Origin of the sequence: Desulfitobacterium hafniense DCB-2, assembly GCF_000021925.1 — a bacterium.
Classification (GTDB): domain Bacteria; phylum Bacillota; class Desulfitobacteriia; order Desulfitobacteriales; family Desulfitobacteriaceae; genus Desulfitobacterium; species Desulfitobacterium hafniense.
Genome location: NC_011830.1, coordinates 4,120,932 through 4,140,474, shown reverse-complemented (window position 1 = coordinate 4,140,474; position 19,543 = coordinate 4,120,932). Strand labels below are relative to the sequence as shown.

The following is a 19,543-nucleotide window of genomic DNA, read 5'->3' as shown; positions in this document are numbered from 1 at the left end:
TAATGAAATGTTAATGTGAAATTATTTTTTAATTATTTTTTTGAATTTTTAAATAGCATAAATCCGGCAACCTTTTAGCTGAGTGCCGTTTTGAATTTTCCCTAACAAAAGATGGACTGCTTCCATTGCGGTGTGGCAGTCCATCTGATATCCATATCCTATTCATAGGGGGAGAGTTGCCCTTGATTCTTGCCATAACCCCGGAAAGATGGCAAAAATATAGCTCTCCCAATACAGAATACTGGCAAAGCTATATAATACAATGTGCTAAAATATGTAAACAATGTTTATTTCTGCATTATTTTCTGGGGGCAATACTTAATCTAAATGATATCACAGCGAAAAACTATAAGTCTAGCATTTGGAAAAATTCCTTCTAAACTGAGACTATGAACTTAATTTCCAAACTAAGTTCCACCCCTTTACTTGGGAACCATAAAGGAGATCAATGATGTTTAACCAAAAGGAAAGCGATGAAAGAAACTATTTAAAAGAAGTACAGAAAAAACTCAAAACAGCCCTGGAACAAATGCAGGCCAAAATAGACAATTACGCCAGAGAGATCTTAGAGACGAAGCGGTATATCTATGAAAATCACCTCGACCTTGCCGAAAAAGCGGCGAATAGAATCGCTGTTCATGACAGCGTTGCCTTCGGCGAAAAAGCCATCAAGGAAAGAGAGAAGCTCCAAAAACTAATCCAATCTCCCTATTTTGGGAGAATTGATTTTGCCGAGACAAAAGCGAAGAAGGAAGAGGCCTTGTATATTGGCGTCCATGGGTTTGCCGATCCGGTGACAGCCCATACTATCATTTTCGACTGGCGGGCGCCTGTTTCCAGTATGTTCTATGATTTTGAAAGGGGTCCGGCTTTTTATATGGCTCCCCTTGGCAAAATCGAGGGAATGCTGACCCTAAAGCGGCAATACAGAATCAGACAAAGGCAAATGGAGTATATGATTGAAAGCTCCCTGAATATTGGGGACGAAATTTTGCAAAAGGAATTGAGCCGGAATTCCGATGACAAAATGAAAAACATTGTCGCCACCATCCAAAGAGAGCAAAACACAAGCGGCATACCCCTAACAAGATGAACCCCGCAGTTTCCCGCCAAATCAGAGACAGCGTCCAAAAAATGTTCCGATTTACCGATACCCTTTCCCTGTATCAGGATTTTTACCACAGGATCGGTGAGGATGATTTGCTGCGCTTTATCCGTAAAAATACCTTTGAATTCGGCGATGTCTATCCCTTTATCTATGTCAAAATGTACTTTGAAGGAGCAGAGCAGGATTACCAAAGCATACAGCATGTGTTGGTTGACGAAATGCAGGATTATACACCTATCCAATATGCCGTGTTAGCAAAATTATTTTCCTGCAACATGACCATTTTAGGGGACAGCCATCAAAGCGTGAATCCTTACAGCTCATCCTCCCTGACCAAGATTCAGCCCTACTTTGCCGATTGCCAAGGTATGGAGTTGTGCAGGAGCTATCGTTCAACCATTGAAATCAGCGGGTTCACCCAAAAGATTTTAGAAAACAAAAAGCTGATTCCGATTGAGCGGCATGGTGACACACCAACCATAACCGTATGTCGGACCCCAAAGGAACAGCTTGCTGAAATACAGCATTTGATCGAGGAATTCAGGCAATCTGAATATGCCACATTGGGTGTTATCTGCAAATCCCAGCAACAGGCCAGGCTGCTGTTTGCACAGCTCCATGGCGTTTATGACACTATGGTTTTATTGGATTTTGGCAGCAGCGAGTTTCAGGAGGGTATCGTCGTTACGTCTGTGCATATGGCCAAGGGGCTTGAATTTGATCAGGTGATCGTCCCCGAGGTTTCCGATGATCTTTTTAAAACCCAATTGGACCGAAGCCTTCTCTATATTGCCTGCACAAGAGCCATGCATAAATTGGATCTAACCTGTTGCGGCGAGAAGACGAAGTTTCTGCACAGTTGTTAAACCCGGCTTACCCTCTCAGGAAATGAGATCATTTCTTAAAAGAATGATCTCATTTTTGTAAAAGTCGATCATCCCTTCATCCCGCATCAGGCAAAGCTCCCGGGAGAGGGCGCTGCGGTCCACCCCCAGAAAATTAGCCAACTCCTGGCGGTTGAAAGGGATATTCACCGTATTTCCGGAGCGGCCCACAGACTGCAAATAAATGAAGATCCTGTCCCTGATCTTTTTCTGGGATAAAATCTCCACTTTTCTGCTCAGAAAGATATTATTATCCACCACTTCTTTAAGCAGATTTAAAGCCACTTGAGAGGCATAAGGGCAAGTCAGGGCCTTTTCCATAAACAGATGGGAAAGACAGACAAACAGGATGCTGCTTTTCTGGACAGCCGTTATTTGCAATACGCCGTTGTCCATAGGATCAGCCTGGCAGGCCAAAGCTTCACCGAAAATATCTCCCGGATCAAATTGCTGAACATAATGCTCTGTGCCGGTCACACTGACCATGGACATATTGACCCGGCCGGCAAGAACAATGCCGGCACTTTTCAGGGGATCTTGCAGGCTATAGATGATCTCACCTTTGGCATAGTCCTGAATACGTCCGTTCAGACAGGAAAGAACATTAGTATATTTATCCGGTTGGATATTTTTAAAGAGAGGCATTGATTGCAATACGGAATCAATTTTTTTCATAGGACCTCCTCCGGGTTGCTATAGCAACCGATTTGCCGGCAAAAATCTGCTAAAACTATAGTGAGGTTAGCTTTTGCTAACCGCATTTTACCACTTTGGGTTAGCTTGAGCTAACCTGGTGTTAGTATATACCAAAAAAGGAGGATTTTCAATGAAAAAGACCTTATCGAGGACTATACCAATACTGATCATGTTTTTCCTGATGCTGACCTTAGCGGCTTGCGGCACTGCCCAGCCGGCCCAGTCGGCAGGACCCAAAAACCAGGAAACTCAAGGAACTCAGGAAACGGCCTCGGAACCCATGACCATTAAAGTCGGTGTGCCCACCGCACCTCCGGCCCTGCCTGTTCTGCATATGATGGAGACCAAGGCCCTGGGTGAGAATGTGAACATCGAATTGTCCATCTGGGATGAACCGGAAACCTTAATCGCCATGGTTCAGGACGGCGAACATGCCCTGTTTGCTTTTCCCCTGACGGTGGTCTCCAAACTCTATAACAAAGGGTTGGACGTGCGCTTAATGAATGTCAACACCTGGGGAGTCACCTACTTTTTGACCTCCGACCCCGACATAAAAGAGTGGCAGGATCTGAAAGGGAAGACAGTGTATGTGCCCTTGCAGTCCTCGCCGCCGGATGCTTTAACCCAGTATTTCCTCCATGAAGCCGGTCTGGAAGCAGGCAAAGACCTGGAGATCATCTATGCCTCAACTCCGGAAATCGCCACACTCCTTGCTTCAGGCAAGGCTGCCTATGCAACCCTCATCGAACCACAGGTGACAAGAGCTTTGCTGGCTAACCCCCAATTGCGGATTGCCTTTAGTTTCGAAGAGGAATGGCAGAGGGTGAACGCTACGGACACCAAAATACCTAATGCCGGTTTCGGAACAACCCAGAAATTCATCGACGCTTATCCGGAATTAACAGCTCAATTCCAGGAAGCCTATGCCCAATCCACCCAATGGGCTAATGAGAACCCTGAGCAAATGGGTGAACTGGCCGAAAAGTATTTGGGGTTGAAAAAAGAGCTGGTGGCCAAAGCCTTGCCCAGTATGGGTCTGACCTTCCAAAGCGCCCAGGATTCCAAAACAGAACTGAAGATGTTCTATGAGCTGCTCTGGAATTTTGAACCCTCCATGATTGGGGGAAAGGTTGCCGACGACGGCCTGTATTATGGTGGTAAGTAAGGGAGCGCACGGTGAAAAATAGAGGATTGCTGACCAAGGACTCCGGTTACAAACTCCTGTCTTTCCTCATGGTCATCAGCTTGTGGAAAGTGCTGACGTTGCACTTTTCACCCCTGATCGTGCCCACTATGGGCAGTGTGTTGGCTGAGATCTATAGAATACTGACAAGTCCTGATCTTTACGCCATGATTCCCTTGACCGCCGGAAGGCTCCTGGCCGGCTTATCCTTGGGAGTGAGCCTGGGATTGGTGCTGGGGATTTTAATGGGGAACTTTTCACAGGTTAAAGGGGTGCTGTCCCCCCTGGTCGGGATCATGCAGACGGTGCCCCCCGTCTCCTGGGTGGTTTTGGCCCTGGTCTGGTTTGGGTTCAACGGCAAGCCTGCCGTCTTTATCGTCATCCTTTCCACCCTGCCGGTGATCACCATCAACGTCTGCGCAGGATTTCGGCGCATCGATAAAAACCTCCTGGAAATGGCCTCTCTCTACCGTTTTTCTAAGGTGAAAAGATTAAGGCATGTGATCCTTCCCTCCATACTTCCTTATTTTAAATCCGCTTTCCAGATTGCCTTAGGGAGCGGCTGGAAGATCGCGGTCATGGCCGAAGTGCTGACCACCAGCGACGGGATTGGCGGGATGATCAAACTGGGACGGCTCAATGTGGAACCGGAGAGCATCATCGCCTGGTCCATCCTCGTTGTGCTCTTATTTTATCTTTCCGATTTCCTCATCGGTAAGTTTCTCTTTAGGAAGGAAAAAAATTATGCTGCAACTCCATGAGATCAGTAAATCCTTCGGCACTCTCCCGGTCCTTAACAAGGTAAGTTTCACTGTGGAAGATGGTGAAATCGTTGCTTTAATCGGACCATCAGGCTGCGGAAAATCCACCCTGCTCAATATTATCGCCGGAATCCAAAAACCCGATGAGGGAGCTCTTTCCGGAGGGTCGGACGCCATGGCCTATGTCTTCCAGGATGACCGGCTCCTGCCTTGGCGGACCGTCTGGGACAACATCCGGCTGGTCAGGGACAAGGAGAATCGGTCCGTGATTCAGGAATTGATTGATACGGTGGGTTTAAGCGGGTTTGAGACCTATTATCCCGCCCAGCTCTCCGGAGGTATGAAAAAACGCTGTGGAATCGCCCGCTCTTTTTATTATGAAAGCCATCTGCTCCTGATGGACGAACCCTTTCAGGGGCTTGATTATTGCTTGCGCAGGGAAATGCTCCATCTGCTCTTAAAAGTTTGGCAAAAGCATAAACAAGGAGTGCTGTTTATTACCCATGAGATTGATGATGCCCTAACCATTGCCAGCCGGATCATCGTCTTATCCCCCAGGCCCAGTGAAATCAGCAAAGAATTTATGCTGCCGGGACAAGAAGGAAGGGATCCGGGTTCACCTGAGCTGACGGACATCCGGCGGGAGATTATTGCGGCAATCACCAATTAAGCAAATTAAGGAGGGAGAAAAATGGCAAGGCTGAAGAATTTGCCCCAGGAGCGGCCCCTACCCCTGGCTTCGTTGATCGAAGCCCGTGAAAACCAAGTGCTCAGCATGGCTCTTGCTCAGAGCGACCGTGTTCAAATCAGTTTATTTAGTTTCGCAGACGGGGAATCCGTCAGTGAAGAGGAGTATTTCGGCGATACCCTGTATCTTATCCTCCAGGGTGAAGCCGTCATCACCTTTGACGATCAAAAAATTGATTTAGTCCCTGAGGATGTGTTGATGGTTCCGGCTCACAAAATCCATGCCATAGCGGGCAAAGGCCGGTTTAAAATGCTGCAGATAACATTGATCGATGAGGAGAGATAAACATGACTGAAAAACTTATTAAAAATATTGAGCACTCCGCCCCTTTTAAGCTTCTGGACTTGGTTGCATACGAACCAGGCAAAGTAGCCAGTTTGACCCTTGCTCAAAAACCCGGCGTGGGCCTGACCATTCTGGCCTTTGCCGAAGGGGAGGGCGTGAGCACTCATGCGGCCCCCGGGGATGCCATGGCCTATATTATGGATGGAGAAGCGGAAATCACCATCGACGAGACCCGCTACCGGCTTAAAGCAGGGGAAGGGATTGTTATGCCGGCCGGAATTCCCCATGCCGTACAGTCCATAACCTCCTTTAAGATGCTGCTGACAGTGGTTAAGAATTCCTAACCCATAAGGCCACGAAATTGAGGAGAGATAGAAGATGTATAGTGTAGGGATAGACATAGGGAATGTTTCGGTAAAAGTTGTCCTGCTTTCCGAAACCCAAACCATACTGTATAGGAGATATGAACTCCATGGGGGAAAAGCCCTTGTGGCGGCAGCCGGGATTCTTAAAGAAATGACTGAAATCTATCCTGAAGAACATCTGTATGGGGCACTGACCGGAGTCTACGGCAAGGTTCTGGGGGATGAGTTTGGTCAGGTAAGTGATATTCCTGCCCTTGAATTGGGCCTGAAAGTTCTCTGCCCCCAGGCGAAATCCGCGATGGAAATGGGCTCCCAAAATGCCCGGTATTTAACCAGGCTTTCCGGCCATACCTTGCCCTTGTATGGAGTTAATGAGAGCTGCGCCGGGGGCACAGGGTCTTTTTTCGAGGATCAGATGCGCCGCCTAGGCCTTGAGCTTGAAGATTATTCCCCCATCATCGAAAAGGCCCAAGGAGTTCCCAGACTATCGGGCCGCTGCTCTGTCTTCGCCAAAACAGATATGATCCACCGGCAACAGGAAGGGGTGCCTGTTGCCGACATTCTTTTAGGGTTATGCTATGCTGCCGTCAAAAACTTTAAAGCCACCATCGTCAAAGGGATGCCCATCGAAAAGCCCTTGGCTTTGTGCGGTGGAATCCTTAAGAACAAAGGAGTCATTCAAGGAGTAAAGGATGTTTTCGGCTTAACCGATGAGGAGTTAATCGCCGACGAAGATCTGATTTTTGTCCAGGCTGTGGGAGCAGCCCGGTATGCCTTGGCCAACCAACTCCTGGTGCCCGCCTCTAAGCTGATCCATGCCTTCCACAGGACAGAGGCTCAGGTCAAACTGGGAACCTCTCTGCCCCGGCTTAGCCCTCTTGCTCTCAGGGAGGGGACGAGGACCGAGGATCCCCAATGTCAGGAAATTGCGGAAGGGACCCATTGCGTCCTCGGTATCGATGTGGGCTCCACAAGCACGAACCTGGTGGTCGCCGATGGGGAGGGCCGTCTCCTTGATTTTCAATACCTGAGAACCCAGGGGGATCCCCAAAGGGTGGTCCGGGAAGGCCTGGCCTCTCTTGGCCAACGATTGGGAAGCAGACTGATCATAGATGCCGTAGGAGTAACCGGTTCGGGACGTCATTTAATCGGGGAAATGATCGGGGCCGATACGATTAAGGATGAAATCACCGCTCAGGCCAAAGCCGCTCTGAAAGTCAACCCTCATGCGGATACCGTCTTTGAGATCGGGGGGCAGGACTCCAAATATATTTCCCTGGAGAGGGGAGAAGTCAGCGACTTTCAGATGAATAAGATCTGTGCGGCGGGAACCGGGTCCTTCATCGAGGAACAGGCCTTGCGCCTGGGCATCCCCATTGAAGAGTATGGGGGGATCGCCTTAAAAGCTCAGTCCCCTCTGGATCTGGGGGAACGCTGCACCGTATTTATCGAAAGCAATATCGGGGCGGCCCTGGCCAACGGTGAGGAGAAACCGGATATTTTGGCAGGGTTATGCCACTCCGTCATCCGCAACTATCTCCATAAGGTGGTAGGGAACAAGCCCGTGGGCCAAGAGATCGTTCTCCAGGGAGGAGTTTGCTATAACCCGTCGGTAGTGGCCGCTTTCCAGGGGATCTTTGGGGATAGGGTTCAGGTGTCTCCCTGTTTCTCGGTAAGCGGAGCCTATGGAGTAGCTCTGCTGGCCGGTGAAAGTATGGGCTTAAGCCCCAGCCGCTTCCAAGGGTTTGACTTGTCCCCGCAGAATAAGGTCAAGTCCGCGCAAGACAAGGCCGAAAGGTTGGAAATCAGTCTCAGCAGCCATCATAACGACTTTAGCCATCATAACGACTTTAGCCATCATAACTACTTCGCTGAGGCCAAAAAGATGCTGCTGGGGGATTATACCGGAAGGATTGATCCGAAGAAGAAAACCATCGGGGTTCCCTATGTTTTGGTGGTCCATAAATTCTTCCCCATGATCAAAGGTTTCTTTGAGTCCCTGGGCTTCAATGTCCTTTTGTCTGATGAAAGTAATGAAAAGACCATTGCTCTGGCCCAAAACTATGCCCAGGCGGAAACCTGCTATCCTGTCAAACTAATCTACGGTCATATGGCGGAACTGGCGGAAAAAGGGGTGGATTATATTTTCCTGCCCAGCATCCTGACCATGAAACATGAAACCTCCAGGGTACATCACAATTATAGCTGTGTCTATATGCAAAAGGCTCCGGAATTTGTCTTTAAAACCTTGAAACTGGCAGACAAGGGGATTCAGCTCCTCAACCCTGTCTTCAACCTTGATTACGGCAAGCCGGCCATGGCAGGAGCCATGATTGAGATCGGCACTTCTTTGGGAAAAATGAAGCCCTTTTGTGTCAAAGCCCTGGCGGAAGGAGCCATGGGGGTGCGCAGGTACACCGCTCAGGTGGAAAAGGCCGGCCGGGAACTGCTGGACTCTCTGCCGGATCAGGAAAAAGTCATCGTCATCATGACCAGGAACTATGGCATCAGCGATCCGGTGCTCAATATGGGCATACCCCAGGAGTTCATCAAAAGAGGGTATAAGGTCATCACTTTGGGACATCTTCCCGGTCATGACCTGGATCTGTCCCATGAGTATGAGAACCTCTATTGGCCTTTTGGCCAGCACATTATCGGTGGCGCCAAAATTATCAGGAACCATCCCAATCTTTATGCAGTCTACCTTAATAACCATGGCTGCGGCCCGGATACGATGATTTCCCATCTTTTCCGGCAGGAGATGGGAGATAAGCCTTACCTGAATATTGAAGTAGATGAACACTATTCCAAGGTGGGAGTCATAACCCGCATTGAAGCCTTTATCAACACCCTTGAGCATCGGCCTGCCCCCGGGGAAGTGAAACGGGATTTCCTCAAGGATCTGCCCAGGCGGGAAGTTTCCTTGAGAAAAACTCCTGAGCAGGGTGTGCCGGTCTATTTTCCCCATCTGTATCCTTATGCCGATTTGCTGGGGGATACGCTGAAGAGGAATGGCTATGAGGGGCATGAGCTCCCGCCAACCACGGTCTCCAGCCTTAATCTGGGCAAAAGCAAAACCCTGGCCAAGGAATATTTATCCTTTACGGCTCTGCTGGGGGATGTGCTGCACAAAGCTCAGGATCAGGAAAAGATGCAAGTGATTCTCCCCGCCACAGAAGGGGGAGAGATCGACGGACTCTACAGCCGGGTGATTTACGATATCCTGGCCAGAGAGAATATGGACCACGTCGCGATTATTTCCCCCACCCTGGAAACCTTGCCTTTTCAATCGTCTTTATGCCCCCAGCTTTTTATCAGCATCCTGGCCGGGGATTTAATTCTGGCCGCCCCCGCGGCAGCCAGAGAAGATCTTCGCCAAAGACTGAAGAGCCTTGCTTCCCTATCCGTGGAGGATTTGCTGGAGGCCGCCCATGAGGTTGCTCGGGATCTCCGGGATCTTCAGGAGCTTCAGGATGTTCAGGATATTCAGGCTCTCTGGGATGTTCGGGCTCTAAAGCCGGAAGCTGGGAAGATAGCCGTCCTGGGGGAACCCTATGTGCTCTACAATGCCTATTTAAATGGTGAACTATTTAAAGAAGTTGAGAAAAAGGGCAAAAAGATTGCCACGATGCCCCTGAGTGAATACTTGTGTTTTCTGTGGCACACCCGCTGTGAGAACAAAAAGGAGCGGGGAGTGGTGGCCGGATATATCTCACAAATGGAGCGGCTCTCCGCTGCTTTAGGGGAAAATACCCCTTTTGCCCCCAGCTTTGCTGATCTCTTAGCCAGTGCGGATGACCTTATTCCTGATTTCGCCGGAGCCAATGGCCGCTATCGCCGGGGCAAAACCATGGACTGGCAAAGGCAGGGGATTCCCTGTATCGAAGTGGCTTCCCTCTATGAAAATGCCCAGACCGTGCTGCACTTGCTGGCGGGTGAGGAGGATGGCCTGGTTTTAAGACTGGGCTTTGATGAATCAGGTGTTGCCACCATGAAAGACAGACTCCATTCTTTTCTGTATTATATGGAGAGAAAGAAAGATTGAAACCTGTGCCAAATTCCCAAGCGCTTGGGAATTTGGCACGAACTTTTTATAGGTAGATTGGCAAAGGGTGAGGTGCTCCTTGGCGGGGGAAAAAGTCACAGAATCACCTGCGTTATAGTTCATAGTATGATATACTATCTTAAAATGGTAAAGCTAGGGCTGTATAATGACTGTGACAAAGTCTGTTGTTATACGGTCTTTATTTCTTTACTCTCCTTTATTTCTTTACCTGTTGCTTGCTTATATTTATAGAAGGAAACTTGCTTCAGACAGAATTTCAACTTCATCTGCGTACCTTCACAGCATACAAATAATGTATCCATAACAAGCCATTATCCAAGTCAAAATCAACTTAAATTGTTTTTTTGAACATTAATCGCTATAATAAATTAAAAACTTAAAAAAGAAAGTTGGTCAGAGCATGGCAAACAGTATGACAGGGTTTGGCAGGGGGGAAGCCTCCGGTTACGGTTACCAATTCACCATCGAGCTGAAAGCGGTCAATCATCGCTTTTTCGAGACGTCGGTACGGATGCCCCGCCATCTGAATAGTTTAGAAGATAGAATACGCAAAATCCTGCAAAGCAAAATCAACCGCGGACGTATTGATGTCTATGTTAATGTGAAGGAAACCGAAGAAAAAAAGAGATTGGTGAAGGTTGACAAAGATTTAGCCCTGTCGTATGATAAGACACTGAAGGAACTCGCTTTAGCCCTCAATACAACCTATGAGACGGATATTTACCGTTTAGCTGCCTTGCCCGAGGTTTTTGACCTAGAGGATACGGATATTGATCTGGAACTGATTTGGGAACCCTTGAGCCGTGCCGTAGCCGAGGCTTTGAATGGCTTCACAGCCATGCGGCAGGTGGAAGGGGAAGGCTTAGCGGCAGATCTTTTGCACCGTTTACATACCATCATGCTGGCTAAAGATGAAATAGCAGGTTATACCGACAGCATCGTTATAGATTATCAAACCCGCTTACAGGAGAGGATAGAGGTCCTTCTGGGAGATAAGGCCATTCTCGATGAAGCTCGCCTGGCCAATGAAGTGGCTTTTTTTGCAGACAGAGCATCCATTACCGAAGAATTGGTTCGTCTGCAGAGCCATATTGACCAAGGCCGGGAAGCTCTGCAAAGCTCTGAACCCGTCGGGCGCAAGCTGGATTTTCTGGTTCAGGAAATGAACCGGGAGATCAATACCATTGGCTCGAAGGCTAATAATTTAAGCATTACTCAGCATGTCGTTCAGATGAAAAGCGAATTAGAGAAAATTCGGGAACAAGTTCAAAATCTGGAATAATTGGAGGGTTAAGTTTTGGACATTAAATTGATTAACATTGGGTTTGGCAATATCGTATCCGCCAATCGCATTATCTCCATTGTCAGCCCGGAATCAGCTCCCATCAAGCGGATTATCCAGGAAGCACGGGACGCAGGAATGCTGATCGATGCCACCTATGGCCGCAGAACCCGGGCCGTGATTATCTGTGACAGCCATCACGTCATTCTGTCGGCAGTTCAACCAGAAACCGTTGCCCATCGCCTCTCCGCGAAAGAAGCCAGCAACACTGCCGAAGACCCAGCTGATTAAGGGGAGGACAAGAGTGGAACAAAATCATGGCTTATTGATTGTTCTATCCGGTCCTTCCGGGGCGGGAAAAGGAACCCTTTGCCAGGAACTGCTGAGACAGCTGCCTCAGGTAAAGTATTCCGTGTCGGCCACGACACGCCAGCCCCGTCCTGGTGAAGTGGATGGATTGCATTATTATTTCCGTAGCCGGGAAGAATTTCAAACCATGATCGAACAGGATCAACTTTTGGAATGGGCAGAGTTTTGCGGTAACTATTACGGAACTCCCCAGTTCGCTGTGGAGCAGGCCATTCAAGCCGGGAATGATGTCATTCTGGAGATTGAAATTCAGGGAGCTTTACAAGTCAAGCAGCGTTTCCCCCAGGGAGTGTTTATTTTTGTCGTGCCGCCCTCCATGGATGAACTTTCCCAGCGCATCCATAAACGGGGCACCGAATCCGAGGAAGTGATTCAAAAACGGCTGCAGACTGCCGCTCGGGAACTGGAATATGTGAGCGAGTATGATTATGTGGTCGTCAATGATGAAATTCCTCTGGCAGTAGACAAATTAAAGAGCATTCTGCTGGCTGAGAAATGCCGTGTGAAAAGAAAACCTTATGTATTTCAGGGGGTGTAATCATGAAACAGCCTTCCCTCGATATTTTGTTGAGCAAAGTGGACAGTAAATATACCTTGGTGCTGGCGGCGGCGAAACGGGCCCGTACCCTCATGGAGGATCCGGAGTTTGAAGTGAATTACCGCGGTTCCAAACCGGTAAGCCTTGCTTTTGATGAAATCGCCAAAGGGAAATATCATTTTGAATTAACCCGTGAAGGAATTAAATAATGTTGCGGGGTAAGAAACTCCTCATAGGCGTCACGGGTGGTATTGCGGCTTATAAAGCTGCGGATGTGGTGAGCCGCCTCCGCAAGCAGGGCGCCATCGTCTATGTGGCGATGACTAAGGGGGCCACTGAATTTATTGCCCCCTTAACCCTGAGGACTCTTTCGGCTAACCCGGTCTATGTGGACATGTTCGAGGAGCCTAAGGTGTGGAATGTTGAGCATATCGCCCTGGCGGAAGCCGTCGATGCCGTATTGGTTGCCCCGGCTACGGCTAATCTATTGGCCAAAATGACCGTGGGCCTTGCCGACGATTTTCTCTCCACTGTCCTGCTGGCCACGCAGGCCCCTATCTTTGTGGCTCCGGCCATGAATCATCATATGTATCATCATCCAGCCACCCAGGAGAACCTGAAGCGGCTCCGGGAACGTTCCGTACGCATTCTGGGACCGGCTGCCGGCTTTCAGGCCTGCGGCACCGATGGCGACGGTCGTATGAGTGAGCCTCAGGAACTTGTGGAGGCTTTGCAGAGTTTTTTTGCCGCCTCAGGAGTGTTGGCGGGCAAGAAAGCCTTGGTCACTGCCGGGGGAACCCAGGAACCCCTTGACCCGGTCCGCTATCTCGGCAACCGTTCTTCAGGCAGGATGGGCTTTGCCGTGGCTGAAGCCTTAAGGGAGGCCGGTGCGGAAACAATCCTTGTCTCTGCGCCCAATGAACTGCCCACCCCGCCGGGAGTAAGGCGAATCAATATTATGACAGCTCAGGAAATGCATGCTGCGGTCATGGGCGAATTTGCCCGGATGGATATTGTGGTCAAAGCCGCAGCAGTTGCCGATTACCGGCCCGCGGTCAGTGCTGAGCAGAAAATCAAAAAAGCTGGGACAAATCTTGCTCTGGAACTTGTGCCCAATCCCGATATCCTGGCGGAATGCGGCAGGAAGAAAGAAAACCAGTTTCTGGTGGGGTTCGCCGCTGAGACGGAAAACCTTTATGAGCATGCTCAAGCCAAGATGCAGCGCAAAAATGTCGATATGCTGGTGGCCAATGACGTAACCCAGCCCGGAGCGGGATTTGGCAGCCCTACGAATATCGTGAGCCTGCTTTTCCCGGATGGGAAGAAAATCGATCTGCCCCAAATGAACAAATTAGACGTAGCTCGGCGGCTGGTTCAGGAGATTGCTGAGCGCCTTAGTGAAAAGGAGTGACTTCATTGGCAAAAAAACTGTTTACCTCCGAATCGGTCACAGAAGGACATCCCGATAAAATCTGCGACCAGATTTCCGATGCCATCTTAGATGCTATCTTCGCTAAAGATCCCAATGCCCGGGTCGCTTGTGAGACCTCGGTGACCACCGGCCTGGTGTTAGTCAGCGGTGAAATTACGACTAATTGTTATGTGGATATTCCCAGCACAGTAAGACAAACCATCCGTGAAATCGGCTATACCCGGGCCAAATATGGCTTTGATGCCGATACCTGTGCCGTGCTCACCTCCATCGGGGAGCAATCCGCCGACATTGCTTTGGGAGTGGATAGAGCTCTGGAAGCTAAAAACGGGGAGATGAGCGAGGAAGAAATCGAAGCCATTGGCGCCGGCGACCAAGGGATGATGTTCGGCTACGCCACCAACGAAACGGAAAGCTATATGCCCCTGGCCATTGATCTGGCCCACCGTCTGGCCCGCCGCCTCAGTGAAGTCCGCAAGTCGGATATCCTGGATTACCTCCGTCCCGACGGCAAGACTCAGGTGACGGTAGAGTATGAGGATAATCGCCCTGTCCGTATCGATACCATCGTGATCTCCACTCAGCATCATCCGGAAGCAACTCAGGAGCGGATTCGCCGGGATCTCCTGGAGCATGTGGTATTTCCCGTGGTCCCATCGGAATTGCTGGATGAGAGCACCCGTTATTTTATTAACCCCACAGGCCGTTTTGTCATCGGCGGTCCCCAAGGGGATGCCGGCTTAACCGGTCGCAAGATTATCGTCGATACTTATGGCGGGATGGCCCGCCATGGCGGAGGAGCCTTCTCCGGTAAGGACCCCACAAAGGTGGACCGTTCCGCCGCCTATGCCGCCCGTTATGTAGCTAAAAACGTGGTGGCTGCCGGTTTAGCTGAGCGCTGTGAAATCCAGCTGGCTTATGCCATCGGGGTAGCCCAGCCCGTATCCGTCCTGGTGGAAACCTTCGGAACCGCCAAAATTGACGAGGAAAAAATCGGCGAACTGGTCAAAAATAATTTTGACCTCCGTCCGGCAGGGATCATTAAGACTCTGAATCTGCGCCGTCCCATCTACCGCCAAACGGCTGCTTACGGACACTTTGGCCGCACTGATCTGGACCTGCCATGGGAAAAGACCGATAAAGCCGCTGCCCTGCGGGAGCAAGCAGGCCTATAAATTATAAATTTCAAAAGCAGATGGATCAGGCCGGAGGATTGTTTCAATAGGAACAATCCTCCGGCCTGATTGGTTTAGAAGATAGAACACCCCCTTACTTTGGCAATAGGACGAATTTTTGACTTGACATTATTCTGGTTTTGGCTAAACTGAATTTAGTAGGTCTTAACAATTTAAGGATTTCAGGTGCCCTTCGCCAAGAAGGGAGAATAGGGAACCGGGTGCAATTCCCGGACGGACCCGCCACTGTAAAGAGGAGTCTCAGCGCTGAATGCCACTGGGTAACTGGGAAGGCAGCAAGGAGACAATGACTCGAAGTCAGGAGACCTGCCTGGATCCGGGGACACATGAAGTTTGGTAAAGTTCATGGTCATTTTGCTTTGTCTGCAAGGAGAAGCGAGGTGGCTATGGACTTTTTATTTTTATAAAAATTATTGGAGAGGAGAGTTGAGGGCCTTGGGATATCAGGGAAGAGATGTTGAGGTGGTTGCCCTGAATGATGCTCAATATCTTGTCGCAGCCTGCGATTCATGCGGTGCTATTGGTGAGAAAGAGCTGGATGCAGTCAAAGTTCCCTGGAGGGTAACCGGCAGGATGACGGCCCGGGTCGCTTTGTTGGAAGTGCTGGCGGTGGGAGCGGTTCCCCAGATGCTCAGCATTGCCATTGCCAATGAGCCCCTGCCCGCAGGGGAAGAAATAATGAAGGGGGTGAGAGAAGAGCTGAAGGCTATGAACCTGCTCTCCCTGCCTGCGGCCGTCAGCACGGAAAAGAATATGCCCACAGAACAAACCGGCTTAGGCATCACGGTCATAGGGCTTTGCGATCAGGATAAACTTCGCATTGGCAGAGCCAGGCCGGGCAACAGCCTGTTTTGTCTGGGGCTCCCCAAAGTGGGAACTGAGGCGGCTGACCCGGAAGATCCGGATATTCTGCAGGGGATACATCTTATTCAATTGCTTAATATTCCTGGGGTGTATGACATTATTCCCGTAGGCTCCCAAGGGATACGGGGTGAAGCCGAAGCCCTTGCCCAAGCTGTCGGTGCCCGATTTGGAGAAGATTCCCAATGCAGACTTGATATCAATAAATCGGCAGGGCCTTCAACTTGTCTCATTTTTACGGCCGCTGAGGATATTGAATTAGGGGATTTCGGCAAGCTACCCATCCATAAAATCGGCAGGCTGGAGGAGGATGGAGGTGGAGGTCTCCTAACAGAAAATGAAGATTAGAATCCAAGAGAAAGGTTAGCGGAAAGATTCAGGTTATCAAGTTAAATGAAAAGAAAAAATGAAATGAAATGAAGGAGAGAATAACAATGATTGAACCTGCAAAGAAAACAACGATTCCCAAATCAGCTCAGAATATCCGACGGATTGCCATCATGGCAGTCTTTCTTGCCTTGAGTGCGGTAGGTGCCTTGATTAAAATTCCCAGCCCGCTGGGGACAGTGGCCCTGGATTCTGCTCCGGGTTTTTTCAGCGCTTTGGCTTTTGGCAGCATAGAAGGCTGTATTGTTATTGCCATAGGTCATCTGCTCACCTCGGCGGTGGTCGGTTTTCCCCTGGGAATTCCTATGCATTTGGTGATCGCCATAGAAATGGCTGTCTTTGCCTTGATTTATCGCCTGGTCAATAAGAAAATCGGTTTGATTCCTGCCGTGATTATTACCTCCCTCCTCAATGGTGTGGTGGCGGCCTTTTCCGTATTCCCCATCGGTGGTATGGGTGCAGTCTTAGGGTTAATGCCCTTTCTGTTATTAGGGTCGGTCTTAAATGTTGCCGTATCGGCCTTAGCCTATAAAGCGCTTAAAGGAAGCCGGTTGATCTAGAGGAGTGCTGGGGTGGAGACAGTGATTGAATTAAGAGATGTTTCTTATCGTTATCCAAGAGCTGAAGAGGAGAGTTTAAAACAAGTCAGCCTGGCAGTGGCCAAAGGAAAATTCATCGCTTTGATGGGTCCCACGGGAGCAGGTAAAACAACCTTAAGCTTGTGTCTGAATGGTTTGATTCCCCAGTTTCTGCAAGGAGAGCTGCAGGGAGAGGTCAGGATTGGGGGGGAAGAGACACGTGAGGTCCGGGTGCAGGACCTGGCTAAGCAAGTAGGGCTTGTACTTCAGGATGCAGAAAGTCAGATCGTCGGGCGAACAGTGGGGGAGGATGTGGCTTTTGGCCCTCGTAATTTCGGTGTACCCCTGCAGGAAATTCACCGAAGGGTTGCCCAGGCCTTGGCCAAAGTCCGGCTGAATGGCTATGATCAGCGCTCTACAGCGGAGCTGTCCGGCGGGGAAAAACAACGGCTGGTGATCGCCGGAGTGCTGGCCCTGGAACCGGAACTATTGGTCATGGATGAACCGGCTTCTGAACTGGATCCGGAAGGACGGTTCCAGGTCTATCGCACCTTGGATGATCTCTGTCGTGAAAAAGAGCGGACGATTCTTGTCGTCGAGCACTCCAGTGAAGAAATTCTGCATAGAGCCCACGAAGTTATCGTACTTAAGCACGGGAAAGTTGCCTGGCAAGGGATACCGGAACAGCTTTTCCGCAATATCCCTCTTTTGCAGGAATTCGGGATCAAGCCCTTGCCAGTCAGCTTATTAGGCTGGAGTTTTTGGCAAAGAGGATGGATTGAAGGCCAGGACATTCCTTTGGATGTTGCCGAGGCGGAATCCCTGATCCGCAATTTAATAGGGCGGCCCAGCCTACAAAACAGAGTGGTCCCGCCGAGTGAGCCGCCGGCAAGAGGCAAAGTCCATCAAGAAAAGGAAGCAGAGAAGAGCTCACTGAATTCAGCCTTGATTCAAATTACGCAGCTTGTGCACCGATTTGAATCGGGACAAATAGGCGTACAGGGGATTGATCTGACCATTGAAAAGGGAGAATTTGTGGCTTTGGCAGGCTCCAATGGAGCCGGAAAAACCACTTTAGCCAAACACATCAATGGCTTGCTTAAGCCCACCGAGGGGGAAGTTATCGTCAAGGGCCTGAATACTAAAGATGTTGACACGGCCCAGTTAGCCAAAACTGTCGGCTATGTGTTCCAGAACCCTGATCACCAGATCTTTTCCGTCTCGGTAGAGAAGGAGCTGGAGTTTGGCCTGAAGAACGCCGGCTTTACCAGGACGGAGATTGCAGAGAGGATCACCCAGGCCTTGGCCTTAACCGGGCTGGAAAACTATCGTCAGGTTCATCCCTACACTCTAAGTAAAGGGGAAAGGCAGTTCATCGCCGTGGCTTCCGTTTTAGCCCTTACCCCGGAAATTCTCGTCATTGATGAACCGACGACAGGTCTCGATTGGGTGGGGGTGGAGAAAATTATGAAGCTGCTTCAGCAGCTCCATAGAAAGGGGACCACCATTCTGATGATCAGCCATGATATGGACAGTGTTGCCGACTATGCCGAACGGGTGATCATTTTGCGGGAGGGTCAGGTGATGATCGATGCCCCTCCCTGGGAGGCTTTTGCTGATGAATCCATGCTCCGGCAGGCGGCAGTCCTTCCTCCCCAATTATGCGTCTTAAATCAAAGACTGCAGGATTTGGGCTATTCTGCCCAATCGGCTGAGGAATTCAGGCAGGCATTGTTCCAGCTCATTGAGGAGGGGGAAAGGAAACCTTGTTTATAGACTACTTGCCAGGGGACTCTCTGCTGCACCGTCTCCATATCCGTACCAAAATATGTGGTTTTCTAGTGGCTGTTATCTGGGGTTTTTTGTTTCAAAATCCTCTCTACAATTTAAGTTGTTTACTCGGCATCCTAATATTAGCACTGCAAAGCAAAATCCCTGTGCAGAAAGTCTGGCAGATGATCCGGCCTTTAATGCCCATCTGTCTCTTTCTGCTTCTTTTTACCGGCATAACTTACCCTCAGGAAAGATTTCAGAGCGAAATAAGTCAGGTTATTCTTTTCTCCGCAGCCAATGAGGGGCGGCTTGCCTTGTCCGTGGGAGGCTTTTTAACGGGGATTAATTACATCTGCCGCCTGCTTATTATGGTATTGGGGTCCTCTCTGCTAACCTTAACGACCCCCCTGGATGAGTTCATGGAGTTTTTGAATCGGCTTAGGGTGCCGGCGGAAATAACCTTTATGATCACGACAGCCTTGCGCTTTATCCCCACACTGGATAAAAAAAGATTGCTTATTATCGAAGCGCAAAGGGCCCGGGGTGTCAGGATCAATGATCAAAGCAGTATAGGGCGGCTCAAAACCTATCTTGCGATTATGGTCCCTTTATTTGTAAATGCTATTTTGATTGCCGAGGACTTAGCAAAAGGTATGCTGAACCGCGGTTACGGATATAGCTCCTCGATAACCCCAAGCCATGAACACCCTTCGACGGCAATGGATTACTGGATTCTAGGGGCTCTTTTGCTATGCTTAGGCGGCGGGCTGTATTTGCGGGTCGGGTTAAACTTAGGGGTGTTATGAATCCTCATGAGTATAAACAGCTTGCTAAGGATAGTGAGTGCCAGGGTAAGCGCCAGCCCTAAGTAAAAATAAGCGCAAAAATAGTAGAAATTGATTGAATATTTGATATTGACAAATAGTTCTGGCGTGTTAATATAAAAACATAGAACATCTTTTATTTTGCCCCAAGCTGTATATACAGGTATATGTAACTTTCCGGTTATTAAAAACATTAAGGGAGTGAAA

19 protein-coding genes and 1 riboswitch are annotated in these 19,543 nt (G+C 49.4%); of the genes, 18 read left to right on the top strand and 1 reads right to left on the bottom strand.

What is annotated here, in order from left to right; translation table 11 throughout:
- Positions 1-448 precede the first annotated feature (448 nt).
- Entirely contained in the window at positions 449-1,093 is a 645-nt protein-coding gene (locus tag DHAF_RS26170; RefSeq protein WP_011460564.1) for a helicase domain-containing protein, read from the top strand.
- Positions 1,090-1,974 carry a 3'-5' exonuclease gene (locus DHAF_RS26165; RefSeq protein WP_011460563.1) on the top strand — a complete coding sequence of 295 codons (885 nt, stop codon included), beginning with the start codon at positions 1,090-1,092 and terminating at the stop codon, positions 1,972-1,974. Before DHAF_RS26170 ends, DHAF_RS26165 begins: the two co-directional genes overlap by 4 nt.
- Before the next feature lie 15 nt (positions 1,975-1,989).
- Here the strand turns inward: DHAF_RS26165 and DHAF_RS19490 are convergent, their stop codons facing one another.
- The gene (locus DHAF_RS19490) at positions 1,990-2,667 is read right to left on the bottom strand and encodes a Crp/Fnr family transcriptional regulator (protein ID WP_005811882.1); all 678 of its coding nucleotides are present in this window, start codon (positions 2,665-2,667) and stop codon (positions 1,990-1,992) included.
- A gap of 151 nt (positions 2,668-2,818) precedes the next feature.
- Between DHAF_RS19490 and DHAF_RS19485 the strand changes: the two genes are divergently transcribed.
- The 16 genes from DHAF_RS19485 to DHAF_RS19410 all read left to right on the top strand — a co-directional run bounded on the left by DHAF_RS19485 (position 2,819) and on the right by DHAF_RS19410 (position 19,318).
- Complete coding sequence (locus DHAF_RS19485; RefSeq protein WP_015944872.1) at positions 2,819-3,853, top strand: ABC transporter substrate-binding protein; 1,035 nt, start codon at positions 2,819-2,821, stop codon at positions 3,851-3,853.
- An 11-nt stretch (positions 3,854-3,864) separates the two neighbouring features.
- Positions 3,865-4,632, top strand: coding sequence for an ABC transporter permease (locus tag DHAF_RS19480; RefSeq protein ID WP_015944871.1), 768 nt, complete (start codon positions 3,865-3,867; stop codon positions 4,630-4,632).
- The gene (locus DHAF_RS19475) at positions 4,616-5,302 is read left to right on the top strand and encodes an ABC transporter ATP-binding protein (protein ID WP_015944870.1); all 687 of its coding nucleotides are present in this window, start codon (positions 4,616-4,618) and stop codon (positions 5,300-5,302) included. The genes DHAF_RS19480 and DHAF_RS19475 overlap by 17 nt, the downstream gene beginning before the upstream one ends.
- A 21-nt stretch (positions 5,303-5,323) precedes the next feature.
- Entirely contained in the window at positions 5,324-5,665 is a 342-nt protein-coding gene (locus DHAF_RS19470) for a cupin domain-containing protein (RefSeq protein WP_011460559.1), read from the top strand.
- Between the two features lie 2 nt (positions 5,666-5,667).
- Complete coding sequence (locus tag DHAF_RS19465; protein WP_015944869.1) at positions 5,668-6,009, top strand: cupin domain-containing protein; 342 nt, start codon at positions 5,668-5,670, stop codon at positions 6,007-6,009.
- A 34-nt stretch (positions 6,010-6,043) separates the two neighbouring features.
- A complete protein-coding gene (locus DHAF_RS19460) occupies positions 6,044-10,075 on the top strand; it encodes an acyl-CoA dehydratase activase (protein ID WP_011460558.1) in 4,032 nt (1,343 codons plus the stop codon).
- Between the two features lie 421 nt (positions 10,076-10,496).
- Positions 10,497-11,378, top strand: a complete 882-nt coding sequence (locus tag DHAF_RS19455; protein WP_005811868.1) for a YicC/YloC family endoribonuclease — start codon at positions 10,497-10,499, stop codon at positions 11,376-11,378.
- A gap of 15 nt (positions 11,379-11,393) precedes the next feature.
- Positions 11,394-11,669, top strand: coding sequence for an extracellular matrix/biofilm regulator RemA (remA, locus tag DHAF_RS19450; protein ID WP_005811866.1), 276 nt, complete (start codon positions 11,394-11,396; stop codon positions 11,667-11,669).
- A 13-nt stretch (positions 11,670-11,682) separates the two neighbouring features.
- Positions 11,683-12,285, top strand: coding sequence for a guanylate kinase (gmk, locus tag DHAF_RS19445; RefSeq protein WP_015944867.1), 603 nt, complete (start codon positions 11,683-11,685; stop codon positions 12,283-12,285).
- Between the two features lie 2 nt (positions 12,286-12,287).
- Entirely contained in the window at positions 12,288-12,494 is a 207-nt protein-coding gene (gene rpoZ / locus DHAF_RS19440) for a DNA-directed RNA polymerase subunit omega (protein WP_005811864.1), read from the top strand.
- Complete coding sequence (gene coaBC, locus DHAF_RS19435; protein WP_011460556.1) at positions 12,494-13,696, top strand: bifunctional phosphopantothenoylcysteine decarboxylase/phosphopantothenate--cysteine ligase CoaBC; 1,203 nt, start codon at positions 12,494-12,496, stop codon at positions 13,694-13,696. Before rpoZ ends, coaBC begins: the two co-directional genes overlap by 1 nt.
- Positions 13,697-13,701: 5 nt before the next feature.
- A complete protein-coding gene (metK, locus tag DHAF_RS19430; RefSeq protein WP_015944866.1) occupies positions 13,702-14,892 on the top strand; it encodes a methionine adenosyltransferase in 1,191 nt (396 codons plus the stop codon).
- A gap of 167 nt (positions 14,893-15,059) precedes the next feature.
- Positions 15,060-15,241: riboswitch (cobalamin riboswitch) on the top strand.
- 107 nt (positions 15,242-15,348) lie between these two features.
- Entirely contained in the window at positions 15,349-16,122 is a 774-nt protein-coding gene (locus tag DHAF_RS19425) for an AIR synthase related protein (protein WP_011460554.1), read from the top strand.
- Positions 16,123-16,208: 86 nt separating this feature from the next.
- Positions 16,209-16,721 carry an ECF transporter S component gene (locus DHAF_RS19420; RefSeq protein ID WP_011460553.1) on the top strand — a complete coding sequence of 171 codons (513 nt, stop codon included), beginning with the start codon at positions 16,209-16,211 and terminating at the stop codon, positions 16,719-16,721.
- 12 nt (positions 16,722-16,733) lie between these two features.
- The gene (locus DHAF_RS19415; protein ID WP_011460552.1) at positions 16,734-18,515 is read left to right on the top strand and encodes an ABC transporter ATP-binding protein; all 1,782 of its coding nucleotides are present in this window, start codon (positions 16,734-16,736) and stop codon (positions 18,513-18,515) included.
- A complete protein-coding gene (locus tag DHAF_RS19410; RefSeq protein ID WP_011460551.1) occupies positions 18,506-19,318 on the top strand; it encodes an energy-coupling factor transporter transmembrane component T family protein in 813 nt (270 codons plus the stop codon). Before DHAF_RS19415 ends, DHAF_RS19410 begins: the two co-directional genes overlap by 10 nt.
- The last annotated feature ends 225 nt before the right edge of the window (positions 19,319-19,543 follow it).

What these genes read in the sequence shown, in the direction of transcription:
- DHAF_RS26170 (WP_011460564.1), top strand. Translation starts at nt 449, where the DNA reads ATGATGTTTAACCAAAAGGAAAGCGATGAAAGAAACTATTTAAAAGAA.
- DHAF_RS26165 (WP_011460563.1), top strand. Translation starts at nt 1,090, where the DNA reads ATGAACCCCGCAGTTTCCCGCCAAATCAGAGACAGCGTCCAAAAAATG.
- DHAF_RS19490 (WP_005811882.1), bottom strand. Translation starts at nt 2,667, where the DNA reads ATGAAAAAAATTGATTCCGTATTGCAATCAATGCCTCTCTTTAAAAAT.
- DHAF_RS19485 (WP_015944872.1), top strand. Translation starts at nt 2,819, where the DNA reads ATGAAAAAGACCTTATCGAGGACTATACCAATACTGATCATGTTTTTC.
- DHAF_RS19475 (WP_015944870.1), top strand. Translation starts at nt 4,616, where the DNA reads ATGCTGCAACTCCATGAGATCAGTAAATCCTTCGGCACTCTCCCGGTC.
- DHAF_RS19470 (WP_011460559.1), top strand. Translation starts at nt 5,324, where the DNA reads ATGGCAAGGCTGAAGAATTTGCCCCAGGAGCGGCCCCTACCCCTGGCT.
- DHAF_RS19465 (WP_015944869.1), top strand. Translation starts at nt 5,668, where the DNA reads ATGACTGAAAAACTTATTAAAAATATTGAGCACTCCGCCCCTTTTAAG.
- DHAF_RS19460 (WP_011460558.1), top strand. Translation starts at nt 6,044, where the DNA reads ATGTATAGTGTAGGGATAGACATAGGGAATGTTTCGGTAAAAGTTGTC.
- DHAF_RS19455 (WP_005811868.1), top strand. Translation starts at nt 10,497, where the DNA reads ATGGCAAACAGTATGACAGGGTTTGGCAGGGGGGAAGCCTCCGGTTAC.
- rpoZ (WP_005811864.1), top strand. Translation starts at nt 12,288, where the DNA reads ATGAAACAGCCTTCCCTCGATATTTTGTTGAGCAAAGTGGACAGTAAA.
- coaBC (WP_011460556.1), top strand. Translation starts at nt 12,494, where the DNA reads ATGTTGCGGGGTAAGAAACTCCTCATAGGCGTCACGGGTGGTATTGCG.
- DHAF_RS19420 (WP_011460553.1), top strand. Translation starts at nt 16,209, where the DNA reads ATGATTGAACCTGCAAAGAAAACAACGATTCCCAAATCAGCTCAGAAT.